Raw genomic sequence first — 22,420 nt, 5'->3', positions numbered from 1 at the left:
CCATGTCAAAAGAACGCCAACAGTAAAAGACTCCGATGATGCCAATGACCCTCCCCGCCTTGCCCGCCAAAGCGGGCCAGAAGACAACGTTCGGCCAGCTGGTCGGCAGCAGCCTGGCTCTGGTTGCCGCCCGCCTCACCCGGGAAGCCCGAAGACCCGTCCTGCTGGTCACCGCCGATACCCCGAGCGCCCTGCGCCTTGAACAGGAACTGGGGTTCCTGCTGGCGGATCAGGATTGCCCGGTGCTGCTGTTCCCGGACTGGGAGACCCTGCCCTACGACAGCTTCTCTCCCCACCAGGACATCATCTCCCAGCGCCTCGAGACCCTCTACCAGTTGCCGCAGATGCGCCACGGCGTGCTCATCGTGCCCATCTCCACCCTGATGCTGCGCACGGCGCCCCAGGCTTATCTCGACAAATACAGCCTGATGGTCACAAGCGGCCAGCGCCTCAACCTGCAGCAGCTGCGCGGGCGTCTGGCGGAGGCGGGCTACGTGGCGGTGGAACAGGTGCTGGAGCACGGCGAATTCGCCGCCCGCGGCTCCCTGCTGGATCTCTTCCCCATGGGGAGCAGCCGCCCCTATCGCATTGATTTTTTTGACGACGAGGTGGACTCCATCCGCCCGTTCGACCCCGAGACCCAGCGCTCCAGCGAGCCGGTGAAGTCGGTGAGCCTCCTGCCCGCCCGGGAATTTCCCACCGACGAGGGGGCCATCGAGCTGTTTCGTGGCCAGTATCGCGAACAGTTCGAGATCTCCCGGGCCGAGGGCTCCGTCTATCAGGAGGTGAGCAAGGGGCGCTGGCCCGCCGGCATCGAGTACTACCTGCCGCTCTTCTTCAACCAGACCGCCAGTCTGTTTGACTACCTGCCAGGCAACACCCTGCTGCTCACCGTGGGGGAGATCTACCCCGCGGCCCAGCGCTTCTGGAACGACATCGGCCAGCGCTATGAAGACAGGCGCTGGGACAACACCCGTCCCCTGCTGCCGCCCCAGCAGATCTATCTGCCGGTGGAGCAGCTCTTCGCCGCCCTCGGGGACTATGGCGCCGTGCGGCTGCAGGAGGCGACCGTTGACGGCGGAGCGGGTCAGCAGGATCTGCCCCTCGCCCCCCTGCCGGATCTGCAGCTCGACCACAGCAAGGAGCAGCCCCTGCTGGCCCTTGACGGCTTCCTGCAAGGCTTTGCCGGGCGCACCCTGTTTGCGGTGGAGTCCGAGGGACGGCGCGAGGGGCTCGGGGATCTGCTCGCACGGATCAACCTGCAACCCCGGGAGTTTGCCTCCCTCGACGCCTTCCTGGTGAGCGATGCGCGCCACGGGCTGCTGGTCTCTCCCCTGGAGCGGGGCTTCCTGCTGCAAGAGCCCGGCCAGACGCCCCTTGCCCTCATCACCGAGGCCGAACTGCTGGGCGGCAAGATCCGCAGCAAGCGCCAGCGGGACAAGAGCAAGAACCTGAGCTCGGATGCGGTGATCCGAAACCTGGGCGAGCTGACCCAGGGCCAGCCGGTGGTGCACCTGGATCACGGGGTCGGTCGCTACCTGGGGCTCGAGACCATCGATGCCGGCGGCCTGCCCACCGAGTTTCTGACCCTGGAATACGCCGGCGGCGACAAGCTGTTCGTGCCGGTCACCAGTTTGCACCTGATCAGCCGCTACACCGGCTCCGACAACCCGCCCAGCCACAAGCTCGGCGGCGAGGCCTGGGTCAAGGCGCGGCGCAAGGCGGCCGAGAAGGTGCGGGACGTGGCGGCCGAGCTGCTGGATGTCTATGCCATGCGGGCAGCCCGTCACGGCTTTGCCTTCAAACACGACCGGGAGGCCTACCGCCAGTTTGCCGCGAGCTTCCCGTTCGAGGAGACCGAGGATCAGCTCAATGCCATCAACGCCGTGCTCGGCGACATGTGCCAGGCCAAGAGCATGGACCGCCTGGTGTGCGGCGACGTGGGCTTTGGCAAGACCGAAGTGGCGATGCGGGCGGCCTTTGTGGCCGTGCACGGCGGCAAACAGGTGGCCGTGCTGGTGCCCACCACCCTCCTGGCCCAGCAGCACTACGACAACTTCCGCGACCGCTTCGCCAACTGGCCGGTGCGGGTGGAGGTGCTGAGCCGCTTCCGCTCCGCCAAGGAGCAGAGCGCCGTGATGAAGGAGATGGCCGAGGGCAAGGTGGACATCATCATCGGCACCCACAAGCTGCTCGGCGCCGAGCTCACCTTCAAGGATCTGGGCCTGCTCATCGTCGACGAGGAGCACCGCTTCGGGGTGCGCCAGAAGGAGAAGATCAAGGCGCTGCGCGCCGACGTGGATATCCTCACCCTCACCGCGACCCCCATTCCGCGTACCCTCAACATGGCCATGTCCGGCATGCGGGATCTCTCCATCATCGCCACCCCGCCCGCCAAGCGGCTCGCCATCAAGACCTTCGTGCGCCAGCACGAACCTGCGGTGGTGCGCGAGGCGGTACTGCGGGAATTGAAGCGTGGCGGCCAGGTCTACTACCTGCACAACGACGTGGAGAGCATCGAGAAGTGCGCCGCCGATCTTGCCGAGCTGGTGCCGGAGGCGCGCATCGGCATCGCCCACGGCCAGATGCGCGAGCGGGAGCTCGAGCGGGTGATGTCGGACTTCTACCACCAGCGCTTCAACCTGCTGGTGTGCACCACCATCATCGAGACCGGCATCGACGTGCCGAGCGCCAACACCATCATCATGGACCGGGCGGATCATCTCGGTCTGGCCCAGCTGCACCAGCTACGGGGCCGGGTCGGTCGCTCCCACCACCAGGCCTATGCCTACCTGCTCACCCCCCATCCCAAGCTGATGACCAAGGATGCGGCCAAGCGGCTGGAGGCCATCGCGTCCCTCGAAGATCTCGGCGCCGGCTTTGCGCTCGCCACCCACGATCTGGAGATCCGGGGCGCGGGCGAGCTGCTGGGCGACGATCAGAGCGGCCAGATCGAATCGGTGGGCTTCACCCTCTACATGGAGATGCTGGAGCAGGCGGTGGAAGCGCTCAAACATGGCAAGGAGCCGTCGCTGGAGCAGCTCATGAGCCAGCACACCGAGGTGGAGCTGCGTCTGCCCGCCTTGCTCCCGGACGACTACATCCCGGACGTCAACATGCGCCTCTCCATGTACAAGCGCATCGCCAGTGCCGCCGATGAGCAGGAGCTGCGGGAGCTCAAAGTGGAGCTCATCGATCGCTTCGGCCTCTTGCCGGAGCCGACCAAGACGCTGATGGAGCTTGCCGCCTTCCGCCAGCGCGCCACGGCGCTGGGCATTCGCCGGGTGGAGATGAGCGAGCGCGGCGGCTATCTGGACTTTACCCAGGAAACCCGCGTCAACCCGGCCTATCTGGTCAAGCTGCTCTCGGAGCAGCCGCGCATCTACAAGATGGACGGACCGACCCGGCTGCGCTTCCAGGTGCCGACCCAGGACAGGGCCATGCGCCTCAAACTGGTGGACGGCCTGCTGGCGGATCTCGCCCGCCATGCCACCCCCTGAGGGGAAGCATGACGTCAGCAGGGCGCGACCTGCCGCCTATAACAACGGGAGCCCCAGGGCTCCCGTTTCGTTGCTGGCAAGGGGCGGCATCTCGCCCCCGGCCCGCCTTCTTGCCTCCCGATGCCTCGGTTCGCCCTCCTGGCAGCACCATTTTACCGCCAAATCCATCCACTGATGCGATACATTGAGTCATCACCCATCTGAAAAACAGATGGATGTGGGGATGATCGTGGGCAAAAAACGGGGTCAACGCGCCTCGATAGCCCCGCAGATGGCCCGTGCCGTATTTATCCCGCCCAGGTATCCAGACCCGGTATTCCGGCAAGGGGGCCACCAGCCATTGCACCGCGACCGCCAAGGCGCCGCGTCCGTCCGTCAGCCCGTCAGCCCGTCAGTCCGTCAGTCCGTCAGTCCGTCAGTCCGTCAGTCCGTCAGTCCGTCAGTCCGTCAGTCCGTCAGTTCGTCAGTTCGTCAGTTCGTCAGTTCGTCAGTTCGTCAGCATATCAACCTGGCTCAACCCGCCTGCACGCCAATAAAAACGGGAGCCTTGACGGCTCCCGTGACGAAGGGACGCTGGCCCGGGCTCAGCCCTGGTTGGCCGGATCCTCGTGGGCGGAGAACTCCCGCATGAAGGCCTCGGCCCGCTCCACCATCCTGGTGGACCCGACGAAGTAGGGGGTGCGCTGGTGCAGAGCGGTAGGCTGGATGTCCATGATGCGGCCAAAGCCATCGGACGCCTTGCCACCGGCCTGCTCCACCAGGAAGGCCATGGGGTTGCACTCATAGAGCAGGCGCAGCTTGCCGTTCGGGGAGTTGGTGCCGGACGGGTAGATGTAGATGCCCCCCTTGAGCAGGTTGCGGTGGAAATCCGACACCAGGGAGCCGATGTAGCGGGAGGTATAGGGCCTGTGAGTCGCCTCGTCACGCTCCTGGCAGTATTTGAGGTACTTCTTCACCCCGTCCGGGAACTTGATGTAGTTGCCCTCGTTGATGGAGTAGATCTTGCCCTCCTCCGGAATGCGGATGTTCTCGTGGGAGAGGCAGAAGCAGCCGATGGAGGGGTCATAGGTGAAGCCGTTGACCCCAAAGCCGGTGGTGTAGACCAGCATGGTGGAGGAGCCGTAGACCACGTAGCCCGCCGCGACCTGACGGTGACCCGGCTGCAGGAAGTCCTCCAGAGTGACCCCGGCGCCCGGTTTGCTGACCCGGCGGTAGATGGAGAAGATGGTCCCGACCGAGACGTTGACGTCGATGTTGGAGGAGCCGTCGAGGGGGTCTATCAGCACCACGTACTTGGAGTGACGAGAGAGCTCGGAATCGAAGGAGACGAAGTCCTCCTCCTCCTCAGAGGCCATGCCGCACACCTCGCCACGGGCCTCCAGCGCCGCCTTGAAGCGCTCGTTGGCATAGACGTCCAGCTTCTGCTGCACCTCGCCCTGCACGTTTTCGGCGCCGATGGAACCGATGATGTCCGCCAGCCCCGCCTTGTTGATCTCCCGGTTCACCACCTTGGCGGCCAGGCGGATGGAGCTGAGCAAGGAGGTCAGCTCGCCGGTCGCGGTCGGGTAGTCCGCCTGCTTTTTGACGATGAACTCGCCCATGGTGATCATGTTTCGCATTCTTGTTCCTTTAAGATCGTTTCCGTTGGCCGTTGAAAACGTTTGCAAGTGTCGGCAAAAAAAGTGCCGATCCCCGGCAGCGTTGTTTTGTAACCCAATGTAACGCCTGTTTTTTGTTTTTGCAGCGAATTAAGCCGTTCTTTAAATCGCCAGAAAGCCGCGCCACCACGGGCTTTCGCCGTCAAACAAGGGTGCCATCCGGCATCTTTTGGGGGGTTAATTCGTGACAAGAATGCATCCGGGCCGACGCAGCTGCCCGCCCTGCTCCCCCTGGCGCCCGGCAATGTTGTGCCAGAGGCGCCCCTCTTGAGATCTCCCCCCCAATCCCGCACACTGGCTGCGCTTTGGAAGCAAAAAAACATAAGGATATTCAATGAAAAAGTCGCTTATCGCCGGGGCGGTTGCCGCTCTGCTCACCCTCCCCGTCCTCGCCGCCCAGGTGCCTGAAGGCACCCAGCTTCTGCCAGCCGCCCAGCAAGTGTTCGTGCGCAACATCGGCACCGAGCCTGCCTCCATCGATCCCCAGATGGTGGAAGAGAGCGCGGGCAGCGACGTCGTCAACGATCTGTTCGAGGGGCTCTATACCCTGGATGGCAACGGCAAGCTGCAGGCGGCGGGCGCCCTTGGCTACGAGCTCGATGCCACGGGCACCGTCTACACCTTCAAGCTCAGACCCGATGCCAAATGGTCCAACGGCGAGCCGGTGACGGCGGCGGACTACGTCTATGGCTGGCAGCGGGCGGCGGACCCCAAGAACGCCTCCAACTACGCCTGGTTCATCGAGCTGACCGGCGTCGCCAATGCCAGCGACGTGGTGCAGGGCAAGCAGAGCCCGGATGCCCTGGGGATCAAGGCGCTCGATGACTACACCCTGCAGATCACCCTGAAAAACCCGGTCCCCTTCTTCCTCAAGACCCTCTCCCACTACACCACCTTCCCGGCGCCCAAGGCCACCATCGAGAAGTTCGGTCATGAGTGGGTCAAACCGGCCAACATCGTCTCCAACGGCGCCTTCGCCCTCAAGGAGTGGACCCCGAACGAGCGCCTCATCGCCGAGCGCAACCCCCACTACTGGGACAACGAGCACACCGTGCTGAACAAGGTGATCTATCTGGAGATCGTCTCCGATACCGCGGCCTACAACCGCTATCGTGCGAGCGAGCTGCACTACACCACCTATCCCCTGGAGCAGTATCAGCAGATCAAGCGCCAGAGCCCGGAGGAGCTGGTGAGCGCCCCCATGCTCGCCACCTACTACTACGTCTTCAACACCCAGCGCAAACCCTTTGACGACGTCAGGGTGCGCAAGGCACTGTCTCTTGCCATCGACCGGGACACCATCACGGAGAAGATCCTGGGACAGGGGCAGCTCTCCGCCTTCAGCCTGACCCCGCCGAGCGTGGACGGCTTCGAGCTCAAACGCCCCGCCAGCGAGCTGATGAGCAAGGAAGAGCGCATCAAGCAGGCCAAGGCGCTGCTCGGCGAGGCGGGTTACGGCCCGGACAAGCCGCTGACGGTGGACATCCTCTACAACACCAACGAGGGGCACAAGAAGATAGCGCTCGCCATCTCCTCCATGTGGAAGCACAACCTGGGGGTCAAGGCGGAGCTCAACAACATGGAGTGGAAGACCATGGTGTCGGCCCTGAACGAGGGTGACTTCGGGGTGAGCCGCTACTCCTGGAACGGAGACTACAACGATGCCTCTACCTTCCTCGACATCATGACCTCCAGCAGCAGCGCCAACAGCGGCAAGTGGTTCAACAAGGAGTACGACGCCCTCCTGGCCAAGGCCCATGACGCCAAGGATCCGGCCGAGCGCAACCGCCTCTATCAGCAGGCCGAGGTGCTGATCGACGAGGAGGCCCCCATCGCGCCTGTCTACTTCTACGTGAAATCTCGGCTGCTCAAACCCAACGTCAAGGGCTACCCCTACCAGAACCCGCAAGACCTGGTCTATGCCAAGGATCTCTATCTGACGGCGCAGTGACGCTGGGCACCGAACCAAAAAGACCGCCTCGTGGGCGGTCTTTTTTTATCCTACTTCTCCTGACAGCCCGCCACCGCGAGCCGGGCGCGTCTTCGCACCGTCACGGGCCTGACCAGCAACTGCGCCAGCAGCACCCCCATCAGGGTCATGCCGCCACCGATGAGGTGATAGCTGGTGAGCCGCTCCCCGAGCCAGCTGATGGCAAGGGCGGCCGTCATGACCGGCAACAGGTTCATGAAGATGGCGGTGCGGCTCGCCCCGAGCAGGGCAATGCCCTGCATCCAGAGCCAGGGCGAGAGGGCCGAGGTCGGGATCCCCGCATAGAGAATGAGCCAGAGGGCGCTGCCATCGGGCCAGTGCCCGTCCACCAGCAGATAGAAGGGGGTGAGGAACAGGAGGCTGCACAGCACCTGGCCGTAGAGCATGGACCAGTTGTCCAGCCCCAGATCCCAGCGCTTGAGCAGCACGCTGTAGAGCGCATAGGTGGCCGCCGAGAGCAGCATGTAAACGGAACCGATATGGATGCCCTGGGTCAGCAGCCGGGCCGGATCCCCCTGCCCCAGCAAAATCGCCAGCCCCAGAATGGAGATGGCGCCTCCCAGCAGCGCCCCCCAGGTGGGCCGCTCGCGCAGCAACCAGATGCTGAGCAGTACCGTCATCAAGGGGGTCAGCCCCATCATCAGGCCAATCTCGGTGGCCCCCAGGGTCTGGGCCGCGTAATAGCCAAAGGTCTGGTTCAAGACCATGCCGAGCAGGGCCAGCACCGCCAGCTTAGAGAAACCGGCCCGCAGCTTGCGGCGCTCGCGCCAGGCCCGGTGAGCCAGAAACGGGGTCAGCACCAGGGCCGCCACCATCCAGCGCGACCAGGCGAGCGCCGCAGGAGACAACACCCCGACCGCCAGCTTGCTGACGATGCCATTGCCGGCCCAGATGGCCATGCAGGAGAAGGGAAACAGGAAGGCAAGGGGCATTGCGATATCCAGAATAAAAAGGCGGGTATTGCGCGCGAGTATAGAGAGGCAATCAGGATAAGCAAGCCTGCCAACGCAGGAAGAAGCGCCATGACGCGAACGGTTGGCGCCGCGCCCAGGCGCCATCAACAATCATGCCCGCACAGGGGCGGGCATGAGGGGGACCAGGGTCAGCCTGAGGCGCCTCAGGCGGCATCCATGTGGAGCCTTGAAATCAGTTCATTGACCTCGAGCACCGTCTGGCGATGGGGAATGTCGGCTTGCAATGGCATCATCAGCAAGCCCGACTGGAAATCGAAGCGCCCCCTGCCGTGGATGTAAATCCGCCCCTTGAAGAAGGTTTTGACATGTTTTGCCACCATCAGTGGCAGGTACTTCTTGAACACTCTCATCGTTTGCAACCTCTTGAAGTTGTATCCGTATGACAGCAGCTTATGCGAAATAATTCCGTTAAATTTATATAAAAAACCGGAAAAATCGACTCTCTCTTCCCCAAAAAACCAAACTGTAACTTATTATTAACTTTTACCGTATTGTATGCGGTCCTTCCAGCCAGAGCAAGACTCCTTTGCCATCTTGCCATTCGATGCAGGCCAGCCCGGACGTCGCGAACATGGGGGCCCCTGCCGCCGGGCAGAGACTCTGGACCAGATACCCCACCAGCGGCAGGTGACTGACCATCAGGATGTTGTCATGCTCCGCCGCCAGCTCCGTGAGGTAGCTCGCCACGAAAGCCGGGTCCCCATAGGGGGTGATGTCGCCGCTCTCCTCGACCTTGAGGGCCTTGGGCAACACGGGGGCGATGGCCTGCCAGGTCTGTCTGGCACGCAGGTAGTTGCTGTGGATCACCAGGTTCAGAGAGCCTGCCAATTGGGGAGCCAGCCAGCTCGCCATGTGGATGGACTCTTCGATGCCTTGCTCGGTCAGTGGACGCTGTTCATCAGTCTTTGCGTTCATGCCAGCCTGGCCATGACGCATGATGTAGATTTTCATTACAACCTCGCCCAGGGGGCCTGTTTAAATAGCGGGGGGATCTTACCCCGCCATGCCGGGGGAAACAATTGCGCCACCTCTCAGAAAAGGGTTTGCCTCGCAAGATAGCGGGGTCGATAATCATGTTTAAATTCAAATAAATTCACCGCGAGCCCCTCCCCAATGAGCCCATATGCCAGTCCCAATGACCATCGGCGGTATCACTATCTGGAGCTGGCAAACCGGCTCAGGGTCTTGCTGATCTGTGATCCCGAGACCGACAAATCCGCCGCCTCCCTGGCGGTGAATACTGGCCACTTCGACGATCCTGCCGATCGCCAGGGCATGGCCCATTTCCTCGAGCATATGCTGTTTCTCGGTACCCGCACCTACCCCAAACCCGGTGAGTACCAGCAATTCATGAGCCGTCACGGGGGCAGCAACAACGCCTGGACCGGCACCGAGTTCACCAACTTCTTCTTCGACATCGACAACGGCTTCTTCGAGGCGGGGCTCGACCGGTTTTCCCAGTTCTTCATCTGCCCCACCTTTGCACCGGAGTGGGTCGACAAGGAGCGCAACGCGGTGGACTCCGAGTACCGCCTCAAGCTGCAGGACGACGTGCGCCGCAGCTACCAGGTGCACAAGGAGACGGTCAATCCGGACCACCCCTTCTCCAAATTCTCGGTGGGCAACCTCGACACCCTGGCGGATCTCCCCGGCCGGGATCTGCGCTCGGACCTCATTGCGTTCTACGAAACCCACTACAGTGCGGATCGCATGGCGCTGGTCATGCTTTCACCGGCACCCATCGAGACCCAGCTGGCCTGGTGTGATCGCTTCTTTGGTGCCATTCCGGATCGCCGCCTCGGCCCTCCGGTACTGAGCCATCCTCTCTACCGGCTCGATGATCTCGGCATTCGCATCCAACTGACCCCGGTCAAGGAGACCCGCAAGCTGGCGCTGACCTTCCCGCTGCCGTGCGTGGATGAGTATTACGACAAAAAACCCCTCACCTTCCTGAGCCACCTCATCGGCTATGAGGGGGAAGGCAGCCTGCTCTCCCTGCTCAAGGGGCGAGGCTGGGTCAATCAGCTCGCCGCCGGCGGCGGCATCAGCGGCGCCAACTTCAAGGACTTTGGCGTGAGCTTTGGCCTCACCCCCCTTGGGCTTGAGCATGTGGACGAGATCATCGCCGCTCTGTTTGGCTATCTGAAGCTCATCGAGCGGGGCGGGGTGCAGGCCTGGCGCTATGAGGAGAAGCGCAGCGTGCTGGAATCCGCGTTCCGCTTCCAGGAGCGTGGACGGGCCCTCGACACCGTCTCCGGCCTCGTGCTCAACCTGTTCAGCTACGGGCCGGACGATCTGCTCTACGGCGATTACATGATGCGCGAGTTCGATGAGCCGCTGATCCGGCGCTTCCTCGCCAAGCTGACGCCCCACAATCTGCGAGTGACCATCCAGGCCCCGGAAGCGAGCACGGATCGCCTCGCCCGCTGGTACCAGACACCCTACAGCGTCCAGATCATCAGCGAAGCCGAGAAGATCCGCTGGCAGCAGAGCGAGCCGGATCCCGCCCTGCACCTGCCGGCGCCCAACCCCTTCATCAGCACCCGCCTCGACGCCCGTCTGCCGGCGCTGCCCGCCGACATGCCGTCCTGCCTCATCGACAGGCCCGGTTTCCGGCTCTGGCACCTGCACGAGCATCAGTTCAGCGTGCCCAAGGGCAGCCTTTACATCTCCGTCGACAGCGAACATGCGGTCAAGAGCCCGCGTCACATCGCCATGGCGCGTCTGGCCGTGGAACTGCTCACGGATCACCTCAACGCCCTTACCTACCCGGCGGAGCTCGCGGGCCTTGGCTACCAGATTTATGCCCATCAGGGGGGCTTTACCATCAACCTCAGCGGCTTTGCCGACAAGCAACCGCTGCTGCTCGACATGATCCTCGGCAACCGCACCCTGGGGTATCCGGATCCGGCCCGCTTTAGCGAGATCAAGGAGCAGCTTATCCGCAACTGGGAGAACCAGTCCAAGACCCGCCCCATCTCCCAGTTGTTCAACCAGCTCACCAGTTTGCTGCAACCCAATAACCCGCCCTTCGAGCAGCTGTTGCGCCACCTGCGCACCGTCGAACTAGGGGAGATGCCCGGCTTCGTCTCCGAGCTCTTTGCCAGGGTGCATCTGGAGGCCCTGGTACACGGAGACTGGACGGCCGCCGAGGCCCTCGAACTCGCGGCCCTGCTGGAGCGCCACCTCGGTGCCAACAGCCAGCCCAGCGCCGAGACCCGCCGCCCCCTCATCTCCATCCAGGACAGAGGCACCCTCATTCGCGAGCAGGGGTGCGATCACGAGGACTCGGCGCTGCTGGTCTACTACCAGTCGCGCACCACCCGGGCGCGGGATCTCGCCTGCTTCACCCTGGCCAACCACATCATGTCATCCACCTTCTTCCACGAGCTGCGCACCCGCCAGCAGCTCGGTTACGTGGTGGGAGCCGGCAACCTGCCCCTCAACCGCCATCCCGGTCTCATCTTCTATATCCAGTCGCCGGTAGCGGGGCCGCAGATCCTGCTGGATGCGGTGGAGGAGTTCATCGATCTCTTCCCGCTGGCCATGTTGGAGTTCACCGAGCAGCAGTGGCAGGAGAGCAAGGCGGGGTTGCAGGCCCAGCTCAGCGAGCGAGATGCCAACCTGCGCAGCCGCGGCCAGCGGCTCTGGGTCAGCATCGGCAACAAAGATCTGGGTTTTGATCAGCGCGAACGGGTACGCGAGGAGGTGGGCAGGCTCAGCCGTGCCGATCTGGTGCGCTTCATCACCCAGCTGAGATCCCGTACCTCGGATCGCCTCATCCTCTGCAGCTATGGCCTGGGCCACGAGCACGACGAGCGGATCACCGGCCAGTTTGTCGACGATCCCAGGGCATTTCGGCTCAACGCCGCCACCTTCGAAGGCTGACCTCCCCTGTTGGCAACGCGCAGGCAATAAAAAGCCGACCCTGTGGGGTCGGCTGGAAAAACCATAGTCAATTGCGACCAGAGCCGCCAAAAGTGAACATGAGCGTGAAAATCAGACACTGGGTTGATGTTCGACCGGCGTTCAAACCAGAGCTCATCGGTCGGCACCAGCAGTGATTGAGAAACAGCCTCATCTTAGGCATTTCCCTGATTTTCCACGTTGATCTATGTCAAAGGAGGTAAAACAAGCGCCACTTCCGTCCTTGGCATCGGCCTCGCGCCCTCTCAACCCCGGCGGATCAGCCGGTAAGCCACCTCGTCGAAATAGGAGAGCTGCCCCGAGAGCACCCTGGGGTGATCCAGCTCCGCCCCCCGGCCCAGCACCTCGACACCAAAGTCGCGCTCAAACAGGGTACGCACCTCCATCTCCCCCACCGAGAACGGCGGCTGTTGCTGCTGCTCGGGCTGATACTCGAGGGTCACCAGCAACACCTGCCCCCCCGCCTCCACCAGGCGGCTCATCAGGGCGGCATACTGGCGGCGCATGGCGCCCGGCAAGGCGATAAGGGCCGCCCTGTCATAGACCAGGCGATAACGCTGACCAAGCTCCGGAGCGGCGAAGAAGTCCCCCTGATAGATGCGCAGATCCTCGTGCCGGTGGCACTGATAGGGACCCACCTCGCTTCTCTCTGCACTCAGGTTGTTCTCGTCAAAAAACTGGGTAATGGCGAGCTCGGAGAGCTCGAAGCCATCCACCGGATGCCCCTGCTCACGCAGCCAGAGCATGTCCCGGGACTTGCCGCAAAGGGGCACCAGCACGGGGTCGCTCCCTTGCTGGGCCGACCACCAGGATTGCAGCCAGCGGTTGAAATCTGCCTGATGAAAGCCAATCCGGTTCTCTTTCCACTTCTGGTGCCAAAATGCCGCTTCCATCATCTTCCTCTCGTCATCTGCAATGGTGCATCACTATCACAACTTCACCGAAGTGGCGCAAGCCCCATGATCCCGCCCCTGTGCAAGAGAAGGCCCACGATGGGCAGGCCTCAGGCCACGACCCCAGGCAGGCTTGTCGCCATCGCTGCCAGCCGGGTCAGGATCTGCGCGAAGGTGGGTCGCCGGGAAGGCACCTCAAAGCCGCACTCCCCGGCCAGTCGATGAAGGGGGTCGAGGTCGGCGTCCCCCCCATCACAGCGCGCCAGCAGCTCGGCCAGCAGGCAGCCAAAGGCCCGCACTTCCAGGCGCTCGAGCCGCCCGGCCAGCACCTCATCGGCGCGCTCGTAACAGGAGGCGGCGCCAAAGTCCCCGAGCAGCACCCGGCCCGGCGCCTCCTGCGACGAGTGAGGCATCGCGGGCTGCAAGGAGTACAGCAGGTTGTGTGCGTAGAGATCGCCGTGGAGGATGCCCCGCTCGTGCAGGTGCCGGGCGGCCGCAGCCACCCCCTGCACCATGGCCATCACCTGGGCCGGGGTGAAGTTCAGATCCACCCCATAGACATCCCGGGTGCAGGAGTCCAGGCTCGGGGGGCCCGCCAGGGTGGCGAAGGCGGGGTCTATCAGGGGCATCACCAGTGCCGGGATGCCGGAGGGATGATCGCTCACTCGCCCCATCACACCGACCAGGTTTGGATGACGACCGGCGGCCAGGGACGCAGTCATCTCGCTCAGGGGCAAGCCATCGCTGGTGACGGCCCCCTTGAAGAGCTTGACCGCCACCGCCCCGGGCCCTTCGGCACTCGCCCACTCGGCGCGATAAATGACGCCGGATGCTCCCTCCCCGAGCACATCCCCCGGTGAGAGCGCCTGCCAGGGGATCTCGGTAGTGAACTCCGATGTGCCGTTCAAACACGCCTGTTCATCACAGAAAGGGTTGCCCGCAAAGGCCAGCCAGGACAGACGCGGCATCGAGGGCAGCCAACTCGGCAGCGCTGGCAGGCGGTTGGCGGCGATGCGCAAAAGCTCCAAACGGTGGCAACCGGCAAGCGTCTCGGGAAGCTCATGTAGCCGGTTGCCAGAGAGCATCAGCTTTTGCAGATCAATGCAGCGCCCCAATTCTCCGGGCAGTGTCTCTATCTCGTTGTCGGTCAGGATCAACCAGCGCAATCTGGCGGGCAGGGAGGCGGCCGGGACGGTCGCGATGCGGTTGGCCTTGAAGCCCACCATGGTGAGCGCAGGGCAGCGCCCCAGCACCTCTGGCAGTTCGGTGAAGTTGTTCTCGGAGCAGAAGAGGATGCGCAGCTTCTTGCATTCGGCCAGCGCGTCAGGCAACTCGCTCAGCTGGTTGCCGGTGAGATCCAGCACCTCCAGGGTCTCCTTGAGGCTCAGGATCTCGGGGGGGAACACCGCGAGGTTTTCAGCAAGTTTGAGGTGGCGGGCGCCGCAGAGCTCGCCTGCGCGAAGCTGTTCCAGGGTATGCATGGGATCGTCTCTATCAACATTCGGGCTTGCGGTGGCTCACTGCGGGCACTCCCCCCAGACCACAAAGGAGGGGCATTATAGGGGATGACGGCCAAAGATGGCCGATTTTCTTGCAACGCCTGCTCTTGCAAAGGCCCCCCATCGCCACACTCCCGCTCTCCGTTGCCATGAACCATCCCGGTCGCGTGCTTGGGTGGTTGAACATTTGATTGGCGCCATATAATATGGCGCCATACAAAGTCATTCGAGACTCACTATCATGATCACGTTGGAACAGAAACACCTCGCCCTGCTCGAAGATGCAGAGCGCCGCGGACACGCGGACACCCAAAACATACGTGTCTGCTTTGAGGTGTTGACCCTCGCCGCTGCCATCGATCAGGCGTGCGCGGCGCGCCTGGCTCCCCACCGCCTCTCCGAAGGCAAGTTCGTCCTGCTGTTTTTGCTGCGCGACCTGCCACAAGGGCTGGCTCCCCACGAGCTTGCCGACAAGGCGGGGGTCACACGGGCCACCATCACCGGCCTGCTCGACGGGCTGCAACGGGACGGCCTGTTGGCTCGCCACAGCGACAGCCAGGACAGGCGGAAGATCTCGGTGCGCCTGACAGAGCAGGGCCAGGCCCTGGCGCAGCACCTGCTCGATGAGCACAGCCAGTGGATAGGCTCCCTGTTTGCCGGGTTCGATCAGGCAGAGCGAGAGACCCTGAGTGCCCTGCTCAAGCGGGCCTGGCTCAACGTCCTCTCATCCCGGGCAGGCTGCACTGAGGCCGCCACAGAGGAGCACCCATGACACGCAGCCGCATCACGGATATCGCCCCCTCACGCCTCGCCCAGCTCAACCGGGGAGAGGCTGAGGCAAGCAACCTGACCGAATGCCTGGCGGTGGATTTTGCCGCCCTGATGCAGTGCACCCTGCCTTCGCTCGGGCCCCAGGCGCTGGCGTCGATGCACGCCGCATCCGGGGAGGGCATTACCCGGCGCATGGCGCTGGCCGCCAGGCTGCTCCTGGCCGAGAGCGGCACGAGGGATCTTGCGGCGCTCAGCCGCCATCCCTCCGATACCGTGCGGGGCTGGGCCTGTTTCATGGTGGGCGCGAGCGAGGGGCTGTCGCTCAGCGACCGCCTGGCCCTCATTCGCCCCCTCGCCGATGACTCTCACTTTGGGGTGCGCGAGTGGGCCTGGCTCGCAATGCGATCGACCATTGCTGCGCAGCTCGAGGCGGCCATTGCCGCCCTGGTGCCCTGGACGGCGGAGCCGTCCGAGCGACTGCGACGCTTTGCAAGCGAAGCGACCCGGCCCCGCGGCGTCTGGTGTACCCATCTTGCGTCCCTGCGACAAGCGCCGGAGCAGGCCCTGATGCTGCTTGAGCCCCTCAAGGCCGATCCCGCCCCCTATGTGCAGGACTCCGTTGCCAACTGGCTGAACGATGCGAGCAAAGACAGGCCACAGTGGGTCACTGACCTCTGCGCGCGCTGGTCTCGCGAAAGCCCCAGTCCCGCGACAACCCGGATTTGTCAACGCGCCTTGCGCACCTTGCGCAAGGGCCAACTCCCGAAGGAACCCCTATGACCCACTATCTGGCAGAGCTCTACACCCCCACTCCCGCCTGGCTGGCACTGAGCCAGACGGCCCGTCAGCAGTTCTTCGAGGCCATTGGCACAGGCATGGCCAACCTCGCCGCCCTCGGGGTGGAGCCCATCGCCCTGGGCGAGACCGATGCTGCCACCCTCCATGGCGCGCCCCACCCCTTCTTCGCCATCTGGCGCGGGCCAGATGCCGCAGCCATCGAGGCCCTCGTCCAGGGGATAGCCGCATCGGGCTGGCACGACTACTTCGAGACGGTCAACGCCACCGGCGCCGGTGTCTCCCTGGGCGAGCACCTTGCACAGTTGGCCGCCCTGCCCTGCGCCGCCACATCCAGCCCCGCCCTGGCCTGATAACCCCTAAAAGAGCGTTACCCCACCAGGCCTTGCGTCAGTGCCGCCGACACCGGTGGCACTGTTTTCCATGCCCTGCCCTTGCAGACCCAGGTCACCACCACCCGGGAAAGCGGCGCCACCACCCCGCTCCCTTCTCACTTCCTTCCACTCCCTTCAATAAACGCTGATATCTCCCGATGCCGTGATGGCCCATCGCCGATGGGAAAAGTGAGCAAGATCCGGGTCGTCGTGACAAAGGTTCGCCGCCATATTGCTTTCAAACCAACAGTGCTTTCGACCCCCCCAAAGCTTTGAACCAAAGGAGGGTTGAACCAAAGGAGGTTTGAACCAGGAGGGGGGTTGAACCCATCCACTTGTCTGCCAACCCTGCATGAGCGTCACCACCCGGCGCCATGCACATCACGCGAGGGAACTGCCATGTCATTACTGTCCAACAAGGTCGCCATCATCACGGGAGCCAGCTCCGGTATCGGTCGCGCCAGCGCCATCCTGTTTGCCAGGGAGGGAGCCAGCGTCGTCGTCGGCGCCCGCCGCCAGCCTGAGCTGGATCTGCTGGTGGAGGAGATCCGCCATGAGGGGGGCCAGGCAGTGAGCCTGGCGGGGGATGTGAAAAGCGAAACCTATGCCCGCGCCCTGGTGGATCTCGCGCTGACCCGTTTCGGCGGACTCGATATCGCCTTCAACAACGCCGGCACCACGGGAACACCGGGCAGCGTGCCGGGGCTTGAACTCGCGCAGTGGCATGCGACCCTGGATACCAACCTCACCAGCGCCTTTGTGGGGGCCAAGTACCAGATCCCCGCCATGCAGGCGCGCGGGGGTGGCTCGCTTATCTTTACCTCCACCTTCGTTGGCCATACCCTGGGACTGCCCGGCATGGCGGCCTATGCTGCGAGCAAAGCAGGCCTCATCGGCCTGACCCAGGTGCTGGCCGCCGAATATGGGGCACAAGGGGTGCGGGTCAACGCCCTGCTGCCGGGGGGCACCGACACCCCCATGGGGCGGGCCTTTACCGATACACCGGAGAGTCTCGCCTTTGTGCAGCATATGCATGCCCTCAAACGGCTGGCCCAACCGGAGGAGATCGCCCGCTCGGCCCTCTATCTCGCGTCCGATGCATCCAGCTTTACCACCGGCATTGCCCTGCTGGCCGATGGTGGGGTATCTATTTGTCGCACATGACCTTGTCGCACCCAAGATCCTGCGGCTGCCAACCTATCGTGAGAGCGTTTTATGTCTGATTACGCCCGCATCGCCGATGCCATCCGTTTTATCGCCAGCCAGGTGGCGCGCCAGCCCACCCTGGACGAGATAGCGGCGCACGTTCACTTAAGCCCCTTTCACTTCCAGCGGCTGTTCAGCCGCTGGGCCGGAGTGACACCCAAACGCTATCTGCAGGTGCTGACCCTGGAGCGGGCCAAGGCGCTGTTGCAGGAGTCGCGCCCGCTGCTCGAGGTGGCCGATACCCTGGGCCTTAGCAGCGGCTCGCGGCTCTACGATCACTTCGTGCAGCTCGAGGCGGTAACGCCGGGCGAGTACAAACAGCGCGGGGCCGGTCTGGTCATCGATCACGGGGTGCACGACACCCCCTTCGGCCAAGCGTTCGTCGCCCTCACCCCGCGGGGGGTGTGCAACTTCTCGTTTCTCGATGACCAGGCCCCACAAACGCCGCTGAGTGCCCTCGCCCAGCGTTGGCCTGAGGCAGAACTGCGAGAAGCGCCCTCACGCACCCAAAGCGTCATCCACACCATGTTCGATGGCAGCAAGACACCGGATCGCCCCCTCTCCTTGCACGTGAGCGGCACCAACTTTCAGATCAGCGTCTGGCGGGCGCTGCTGCAGATCCCGCCCGCCAAGGTGGTGAGCTACGCCCAGGTGGCGAGCGCCGTCGGCAACCCCAAGGCCGCCCGCGCCGTGGGGCTGGCGGTGGGCGCCAACCCCGTCGCCTTGATGATCCCCTGCCACAGAGTCATCCAGCAAAACGGCAAACTCGGCGGCTATCACTGGGGCGAGATCCGCAAACAGGCGATACACGCCTGGGAAGCAGCGAGGTATGAGTGAGGTAAGCACTGTGATGCTCTACCTGACAAGGGGAAATACAGAATCTGAAACTGGAGGGGATTGAGCAACGGACCACCAAGGTGCGCAGGCCGCAGAACAACGGCTTTATCAAACGGCTGCATTGTACACTGCTGGATTAACATTTACGTAGCAAAAGGCTGACGATCTGGTATGAGTCGGTGGAGCAGATGCAGACAGACTTGGACAACTACCTGACGCACTACAACACCCGGCGGGCACATCAAGGAAGGATGATAGAAGGACAGACTCCCTACTGCATGCTCAAAAAGGGTCTGAAATTGATACCGAAGGAAGTGCGTTCTAAAGTAGCGTAAACAAGACACCGGTTTGAGGCCGGTGCCAGGTGATAACTAGATCTGTACATCATGGGCAACAAGGAGGCTGCTCATCGAATTTACAACCCTCTTACAGGAGGCAATAAGCACAACGAACGAAAAATGCATCCGAGTTTACGGTTCCACCAGCCTTATAAAGAATCTTTTGAATCCTCAGATTTTTCTGACTGCTCAGCCAAGTGTTCTTCAAGACTTTTATCAATATGGCGAACGAGCCTTCTGTGGCGCGGAAAACGAGTCAACGACCGGTCTTCAAGAGTTACGTCTACTATTGCCTTTCTGCTTTCATCATTTAAGCCGCTAAAGTTAGACCACTCATGCTTCAGTCTTTCTAAAACATCCATGGAGTATTGAGAAATGAAGAAAGTACCATCTTTAAGTACTAGATAAGTATCCGAATCACTCCATCCGTCTTCATCTTCCCTCGATACTTCTCTTATATCTACTACTCCTGCAAGTTGAAGTATATCTTCCCATGAACTATTAGATAGTAGAACTTCACGCGCATTTGAAAAGTTAAGCCCTTGAAGATATCCGATTAAATTTCTGTACTGCACAGCACCACGAGCTGTATCCCGGAGATCAGGTGTTGAAATTGAAGCAAGAACAACAGCCTTTAGATCTTCCAGTCTCTCGGAAAAATCAGCGTATCTTCTTGCCTCCTTAGACCTTTGGCGGTTTTCAGATAATAGTTTTTGAAAATACTGTGCCCATTGTGATGTTAGTGTGACTTTAATATCTTCTAATCTTGTAAAACCAGAAATACTATTATTGCTTGACCTGTGGCTAAGGAAATTTATGAATTCGAATATATATTTAGCAGTCTCTCTCTTGTCAATAGAAGGAAACTCCATCTGTTCTATTATCGCTTTATTCTTCTTGTTTTTTTCGTAGACATGATGATCATGCATAACTCTATCATCAATAAAAGCGTAAACTGGCGTGGCGGATTCAATTGCTTTTAATATCTCAAGTTGAGTAACAGAGAGGCTTTCAATATGATCCAAAATATCATTTTTTGTCGATTTAGATTTTAAATTTTCTAAGTCTATGGATTCCAATGCCGCTGGAATACCAGTCCCCCCAAAACGTTGCCCCACAATCAGAACAACCATGTCGCAATTAGGAACTTCCTTTACGCAAGAGTCATGAGTGTGCTCTCTTGGGTCATATAGAATATCAGAATATTCACTCATCACAGGTTCATAGCCGAGAGATGTAATAAATGGTCGTAACTCTGATCTTATGACACTCAAATCATAACAAGTTGAGGATACGAATATTCTTGGCCTTGCCATTGTCCTTCCTTATAAAAAATAACAGTGATTAGATGGAAGGAGGTACATATCCGATAGCAGAGCCTTCCATATAACTCCGTTCCATCTTCATAAACGCCACATAAATTCATTTCAAATCATCATATTACCAAGCTCTCACTGATATCAGACTCCATACGCTTCCATCTACCACGGTCCCACTGGCGCTCAGCATGTCTCACCATTCCCGAATAACAGCCAAGCTACCGCCCAGCAGCCATCAGTTTGCTGCCTTTAACCCACGCGGTGTATCTGGCTTGGCTCATCGGTAACTCCAAGGAGGTCATACCCAGACGGCTATCCTAGCGAGCGAGAGCGACAAGAAAAAGCGGAAGGTGGGCGTTTTCCAAGCCAGATCAAGAAATTACCCCATCTTGGGGGCACAGCAGCAGCTCGCATCACCCTCTTGCTTCAAGATGGGGCATCGACACGGTTGGTATCCGACTCCATTTCCCACATGGCACCTGACGGACAGGGGTTGCTCCCCCTCCCCGTTTGGATAAACCACAGCCTGCCGCCTTGTGTGGATGCGATAGATGAGGCTCTGCCTATCGACTCGGGCACTTACCATGACAACGTTGGCAACAGAGCCCTCACCTCCTTCGCCAGGAGCAAAATTTTCTCGCAAACGATTGGAAAAAGAAAAGACGCCTCAAGGGCGCCTTTTTGACAGTTTTGCGTGATCTCAGGGAGAGGCGTTAACCGCTTATTCCCATTCGATAGTCGCGGGCGGCTTGCCGGAGACGTCGTACACCACGCGGGAGATGCCGTTGATCTCGTTGATGATGCGATTCGACACGTGGCCGAGGAAGTCGTACGGCAGGTGAGCCCAGTGGGCGGTCATGAAGTCGATGGTCTCGACGGCGCGCAGCGCAATGACCCAGTCGTACTTGCGGCCATCGCCCATGACGCCGACGGAGCGCACCGGCAGGAAGACGGCGAACGCCTGGCTGACCTGGTTGTAGAGGTCGGCCTTGCGTAGCTCTTCGATGAAGATGGCGTCAGCCTTGCGCAGCAGGTCGCAGTACTCTTTCTTCACTTCGCCAAGCACGCGCACGCCCAGGCCCGGACCCGGGAAGGGGTGACGGTAGAGCATGTCGTAGGGCAGGCCGAGTTCGAGGCCGACGCGGCGCACTTCGTCCTTGAACAGCTCGCGCAGCGGCTCCACCAGACCCATCTTCATCTCTTCCGGCAGGCCGCCGACGTTGTGGTGGGACTTGATGACGTGGGCCTTGCCGGTCTTGCTGGCCGCGGATTCGATGACGTCCGGGTAGATGGTGCCCTGGGCCAGCCACTTGGCGTTCTTGAGCTTCTTGGACTCGTCGTCGAACACTTCGACGAAGACGCGGCCGATGGTCTTGCGTTTGGCTTCCGGCTCGTCAATGCCCGCGAGGGCGGAAAGGAAGCGCTCTTCGGCGTCGACCTTGATGATGTTCAGGCCGAAGTGATCGCCGAACATGTCCATCACCTGCTGGCCTTCGTTCAGGCGCAGCAGGCCGTTGTCGACGAAGACGCAGGTCAGGCGATCGCCGATGGCGCGGTGCACCAGCATGGCGACCACGGAGGAGTCCACGCCGCCGGAGAGGCCCAGGATCACCTCGTCGTCACCCACCTGCTCGCGGATGCGGGCAACGGCGTCGTCGATGATGGTGGCCGGGGTCCAGAGGCATTCGCAGCCGCAGATGTCCTTGACGAAGTGTTCCAGCATACGGGCACCCTGACGGGTGTGGGTCACTTCCGGGTGGAACTGCACGCCGTAGAAGCGCTTGGCCTCGTCGGCCATGGCGGCATGGGGGCAGGTGGCGGTCTGGGCGATGGTGGTGAAGCCGGCGGGGATCTCGGTGACCTTGTCGCCGTGGCTCATCCAGACATCCAGCAGGGCATTGCCGTTGTCGGCAATGGCGTCTTCGATGTTGCGCAAGAGGGCGCTGGTCTTGCCGGACTGGCCCAGCACTTCGACCTGGGCATAGCCGAATTCACGCAGGTTGGAGGACTGCACCTTGCCGCCGAGCTGCTCGGACATGGTCTGCATGCCGTAGCAGATGCCGAACACCGGCACACCGGCGTTGAAGACGTACTCGGGGGCGCGCGGGCTGCCCGCCTCGGTCACGGATTCCGGGCCGCCGGAGAGGATGATGCCGCTCGGGTTGAACTCGCGGATCTGCTCTTCGGTTACATCCCAGGCCCACAGCTCGCAGTAGACGCCGATTTCACGGACGCGACGGGCGATGAGCTGGGTGTACTGGGAACCGAAATCCAGGATAAGGATACGGTGGGCGTGAATGTCTTTAGTCATTTTATTCCTGCATCAGGCTGATGTTGTC

17 protein-coding genes and 1 pseudogene are annotated in these 22,420 nt (G+C 61.6%); 9 read left to right on the top strand and 9 right to left on the bottom strand.

Annotated features, from left to right (window positions below; translation table 11 throughout):
- The first annotated feature begins 35 nt into the window (after window positions 1-35).
- A complete protein-coding gene (mfd, locus tag AB5Y68_RS02890; protein ID WP_039039041.1) occupies window positions 36-3,500 on the top strand; it encodes a transcription-repair coupling factor in 3,465 nt (1,154 codons plus the stop codon).
- A 584-nt stretch (window positions 3,501-4,084) separates the two neighbouring features.
- Here the strand turns inward: mfd and fbp are convergent.
- Window positions 4,085-5,119 (bottom strand): class 1 fructose-bisphosphatase, encoded by a 1,035-nt coding sequence (fbp, locus tag AB5Y68_RS02885; protein WP_029314452.1) that lies wholly within the window; start codon window positions 5,117-5,119, stop codon window positions 4,085-4,087.
- The gene (locus tag AB5Y68_RS02880) at window positions 5,107-5,349 is read right to left on the bottom strand and encodes a hypothetical protein (RefSeq protein WP_152610167.1); all 243 of its coding nucleotides are present in this window, start codon (window positions 5,347-5,349) and stop codon (window positions 5,107-5,109) included. Before AB5Y68_RS02880 ends, fbp begins: the two co-directional genes overlap by 13 nt.
- A 143-nt stretch (window positions 5,350-5,492) precedes the next feature.
- Between AB5Y68_RS02880 and AB5Y68_RS02875 the strand changes: the two genes are divergently transcribed.
- Window positions 5,493-7,109, top strand: coding sequence for a peptide ABC transporter substrate-binding protein (locus tag AB5Y68_RS02875; protein WP_010674562.1), 1,617 nt, complete (start codon window positions 5,493-5,495; stop codon window positions 7,107-7,109).
- A 50-nt stretch (window positions 7,110-7,159) separates the two neighbouring features.
- On the opposite strand, the gene AB5Y68_RS02870 is transcribed toward AB5Y68_RS02875, so the two are convergent.
- The 3 genes from AB5Y68_RS02870 to sixA all read right to left on the bottom strand — a co-directional run bounded on the left by AB5Y68_RS02870 (window position 7,160) and on the right by sixA (window position 9,073).
- Window positions 7,160-8,080, bottom strand: coding sequence for a DMT family transporter (locus tag AB5Y68_RS02870; protein ID WP_039039040.1), 921 nt, complete (start codon window positions 8,078-8,080; stop codon window positions 7,160-7,162).
- A gap of 185 nt (window positions 8,081-8,265) precedes the next feature.
- Window positions 8,266-8,472: a DUF1107 domain-containing protein gene (locus tag AB5Y68_RS02865; RefSeq protein WP_005324080.1), complete on the bottom strand. Its 207-nt coding sequence runs from the start codon at window positions 8,470-8,472 to the stop codon at window positions 8,266-8,268.
- A gap of 133 nt (window positions 8,473-8,605) precedes the next feature.
- Entirely contained in the window at window positions 8,606-9,073 is a 468-nt protein-coding gene (sixA, locus tag AB5Y68_RS02860) for a phosphohistidine phosphatase SixA (protein WP_039039039.1), read from the bottom strand.
- 162 nt (window positions 9,074-9,235) lie between these two features.
- Between sixA and AB5Y68_RS02855 the strand changes: the two genes are divergently transcribed.
- Window positions 9,236-12,010, top strand: coding sequence for an insulinase family protein (locus tag AB5Y68_RS02855; protein WP_039039038.1), 2,775 nt, complete (start codon window positions 9,236-9,238; stop codon window positions 12,008-12,010).
- A gap of 284 nt (window positions 12,011-12,294) precedes the next feature.
- Here the strand turns inward: AB5Y68_RS02855 and AB5Y68_RS02850 are convergent, their stop codons facing one another.
- Together AB5Y68_RS02850 and AB5Y68_RS02845 are read right to left on the bottom strand one after the other, a co-directional pair.
- Entirely contained in the window at window positions 12,295-12,942 is a 648-nt protein-coding gene (locus AB5Y68_RS02850) for a thiopurine S-methyltransferase (RefSeq protein ID WP_039039037.1), read from the bottom strand.
- 110 nt (window positions 12,943-13,052) lie between these two features.
- Window positions 13,053-14,423 (bottom strand): leucine-rich repeat-containing protein kinase family protein, encoded by a 1,371-nt coding sequence (locus AB5Y68_RS02845; RefSeq protein WP_039039036.1) that lies wholly within the window; start codon window positions 14,421-14,423, stop codon window positions 13,053-13,055.
- A gap of 259 nt (window positions 14,424-14,682) precedes the next feature.
- Between AB5Y68_RS02845 and AB5Y68_RS02840 the strand changes: the two genes are divergently transcribed.
- From AB5Y68_RS02840 to AB5Y68_RS02815, 6 genes and pseudogenes are all read left to right on the top strand, one after another.
- Entirely contained in the window at window positions 14,683-15,213 is a 531-nt protein-coding gene (locus AB5Y68_RS02840) for a MarR family winged helix-turn-helix transcriptional regulator (RefSeq protein ID WP_039039035.1), read from the top strand.
- Window positions 15,210-15,992: a HEAT repeat domain-containing protein gene (locus AB5Y68_RS02835; RefSeq protein WP_039039034.1), complete on the top strand. Its 783-nt coding sequence runs from the start codon at window positions 15,210-15,212 to the stop codon at window positions 15,990-15,992. The genes AB5Y68_RS02840 and AB5Y68_RS02835 overlap by 4 nt, the downstream gene beginning before the upstream one ends.
- Window positions 15,989-16,360, top strand: a complete 372-nt coding sequence (locus AB5Y68_RS02830; protein ID WP_039039033.1) for a DUF6616 family protein — start codon at window positions 15,989-15,991, stop codon at window positions 16,358-16,360. The genes AB5Y68_RS02835 and AB5Y68_RS02830 overlap by 4 nt, the downstream gene beginning before the upstream one ends.
- A 420-nt stretch (window positions 16,361-16,780) precedes the next feature.
- A complete protein-coding gene (locus tag AB5Y68_RS02825) occupies window positions 16,781-17,545 on the top strand; it encodes an SDR family oxidoreductase (protein WP_039039032.1) in 765 nt (254 codons plus the stop codon).
- A gap of 51 nt (window positions 17,546-17,596) precedes the next feature.
- Window positions 17,597-18,424 carry a bifunctional transcriptional activator/DNA repair enzyme AdaA gene (locus tag AB5Y68_RS02820; protein WP_039039031.1) on the top strand — a complete coding sequence of 276 codons (828 nt, stop codon included), beginning with the start codon at window positions 17,597-17,599 and terminating at the stop codon, window positions 18,422-18,424.
- Window positions 18,425-18,468: 44 nt separating this feature from the next.
- Window positions 18,469-18,759 (top strand): annotated as a pseudogene (locus tag AB5Y68_RS02815) (integrase core domain-containing protein); the annotation flags it as partial.
- A 152-nt stretch (window positions 18,760-18,911) separates the two neighbouring features.
- Here the strand turns inward: AB5Y68_RS02815 and AB5Y68_RS02810 are convergent.
- Together AB5Y68_RS02810 and guaA are read right to left on the bottom strand one after the other, a co-directional pair.
- A complete protein-coding gene (locus tag AB5Y68_RS02810; protein ID WP_368206910.1) occupies window positions 18,912-20,078 on the bottom strand; it encodes a DUF4062 domain-containing protein in 1,167 nt (388 codons plus the stop codon).
- 724 nt (window positions 20,079-20,802) lie between these two features.
- Window positions 20,803-22,392 carry a glutamine-hydrolyzing GMP synthase gene (gene guaA / locus AB5Y68_RS02805; RefSeq protein WP_010674550.1) on the bottom strand — a complete coding sequence of 530 codons (1,590 nt, stop codon included), beginning with the start codon at window positions 22,390-22,392 and terminating at the stop codon, window positions 20,803-20,805.
- Window positions 22,393-22,420: the final 28 nt, after the last annotated feature.

This window comes from Aeromonas sp. R6-1 (assembly GCF_040908165.1).
Lineage (GTDB): Bacteria > Pseudomonadota > Gammaproteobacteria > Enterobacterales > Aeromonadaceae > Aeromonas > Aeromonas caviae.
This window is presented reverse-complemented; position numbering and strand designations above follow the sequence as displayed.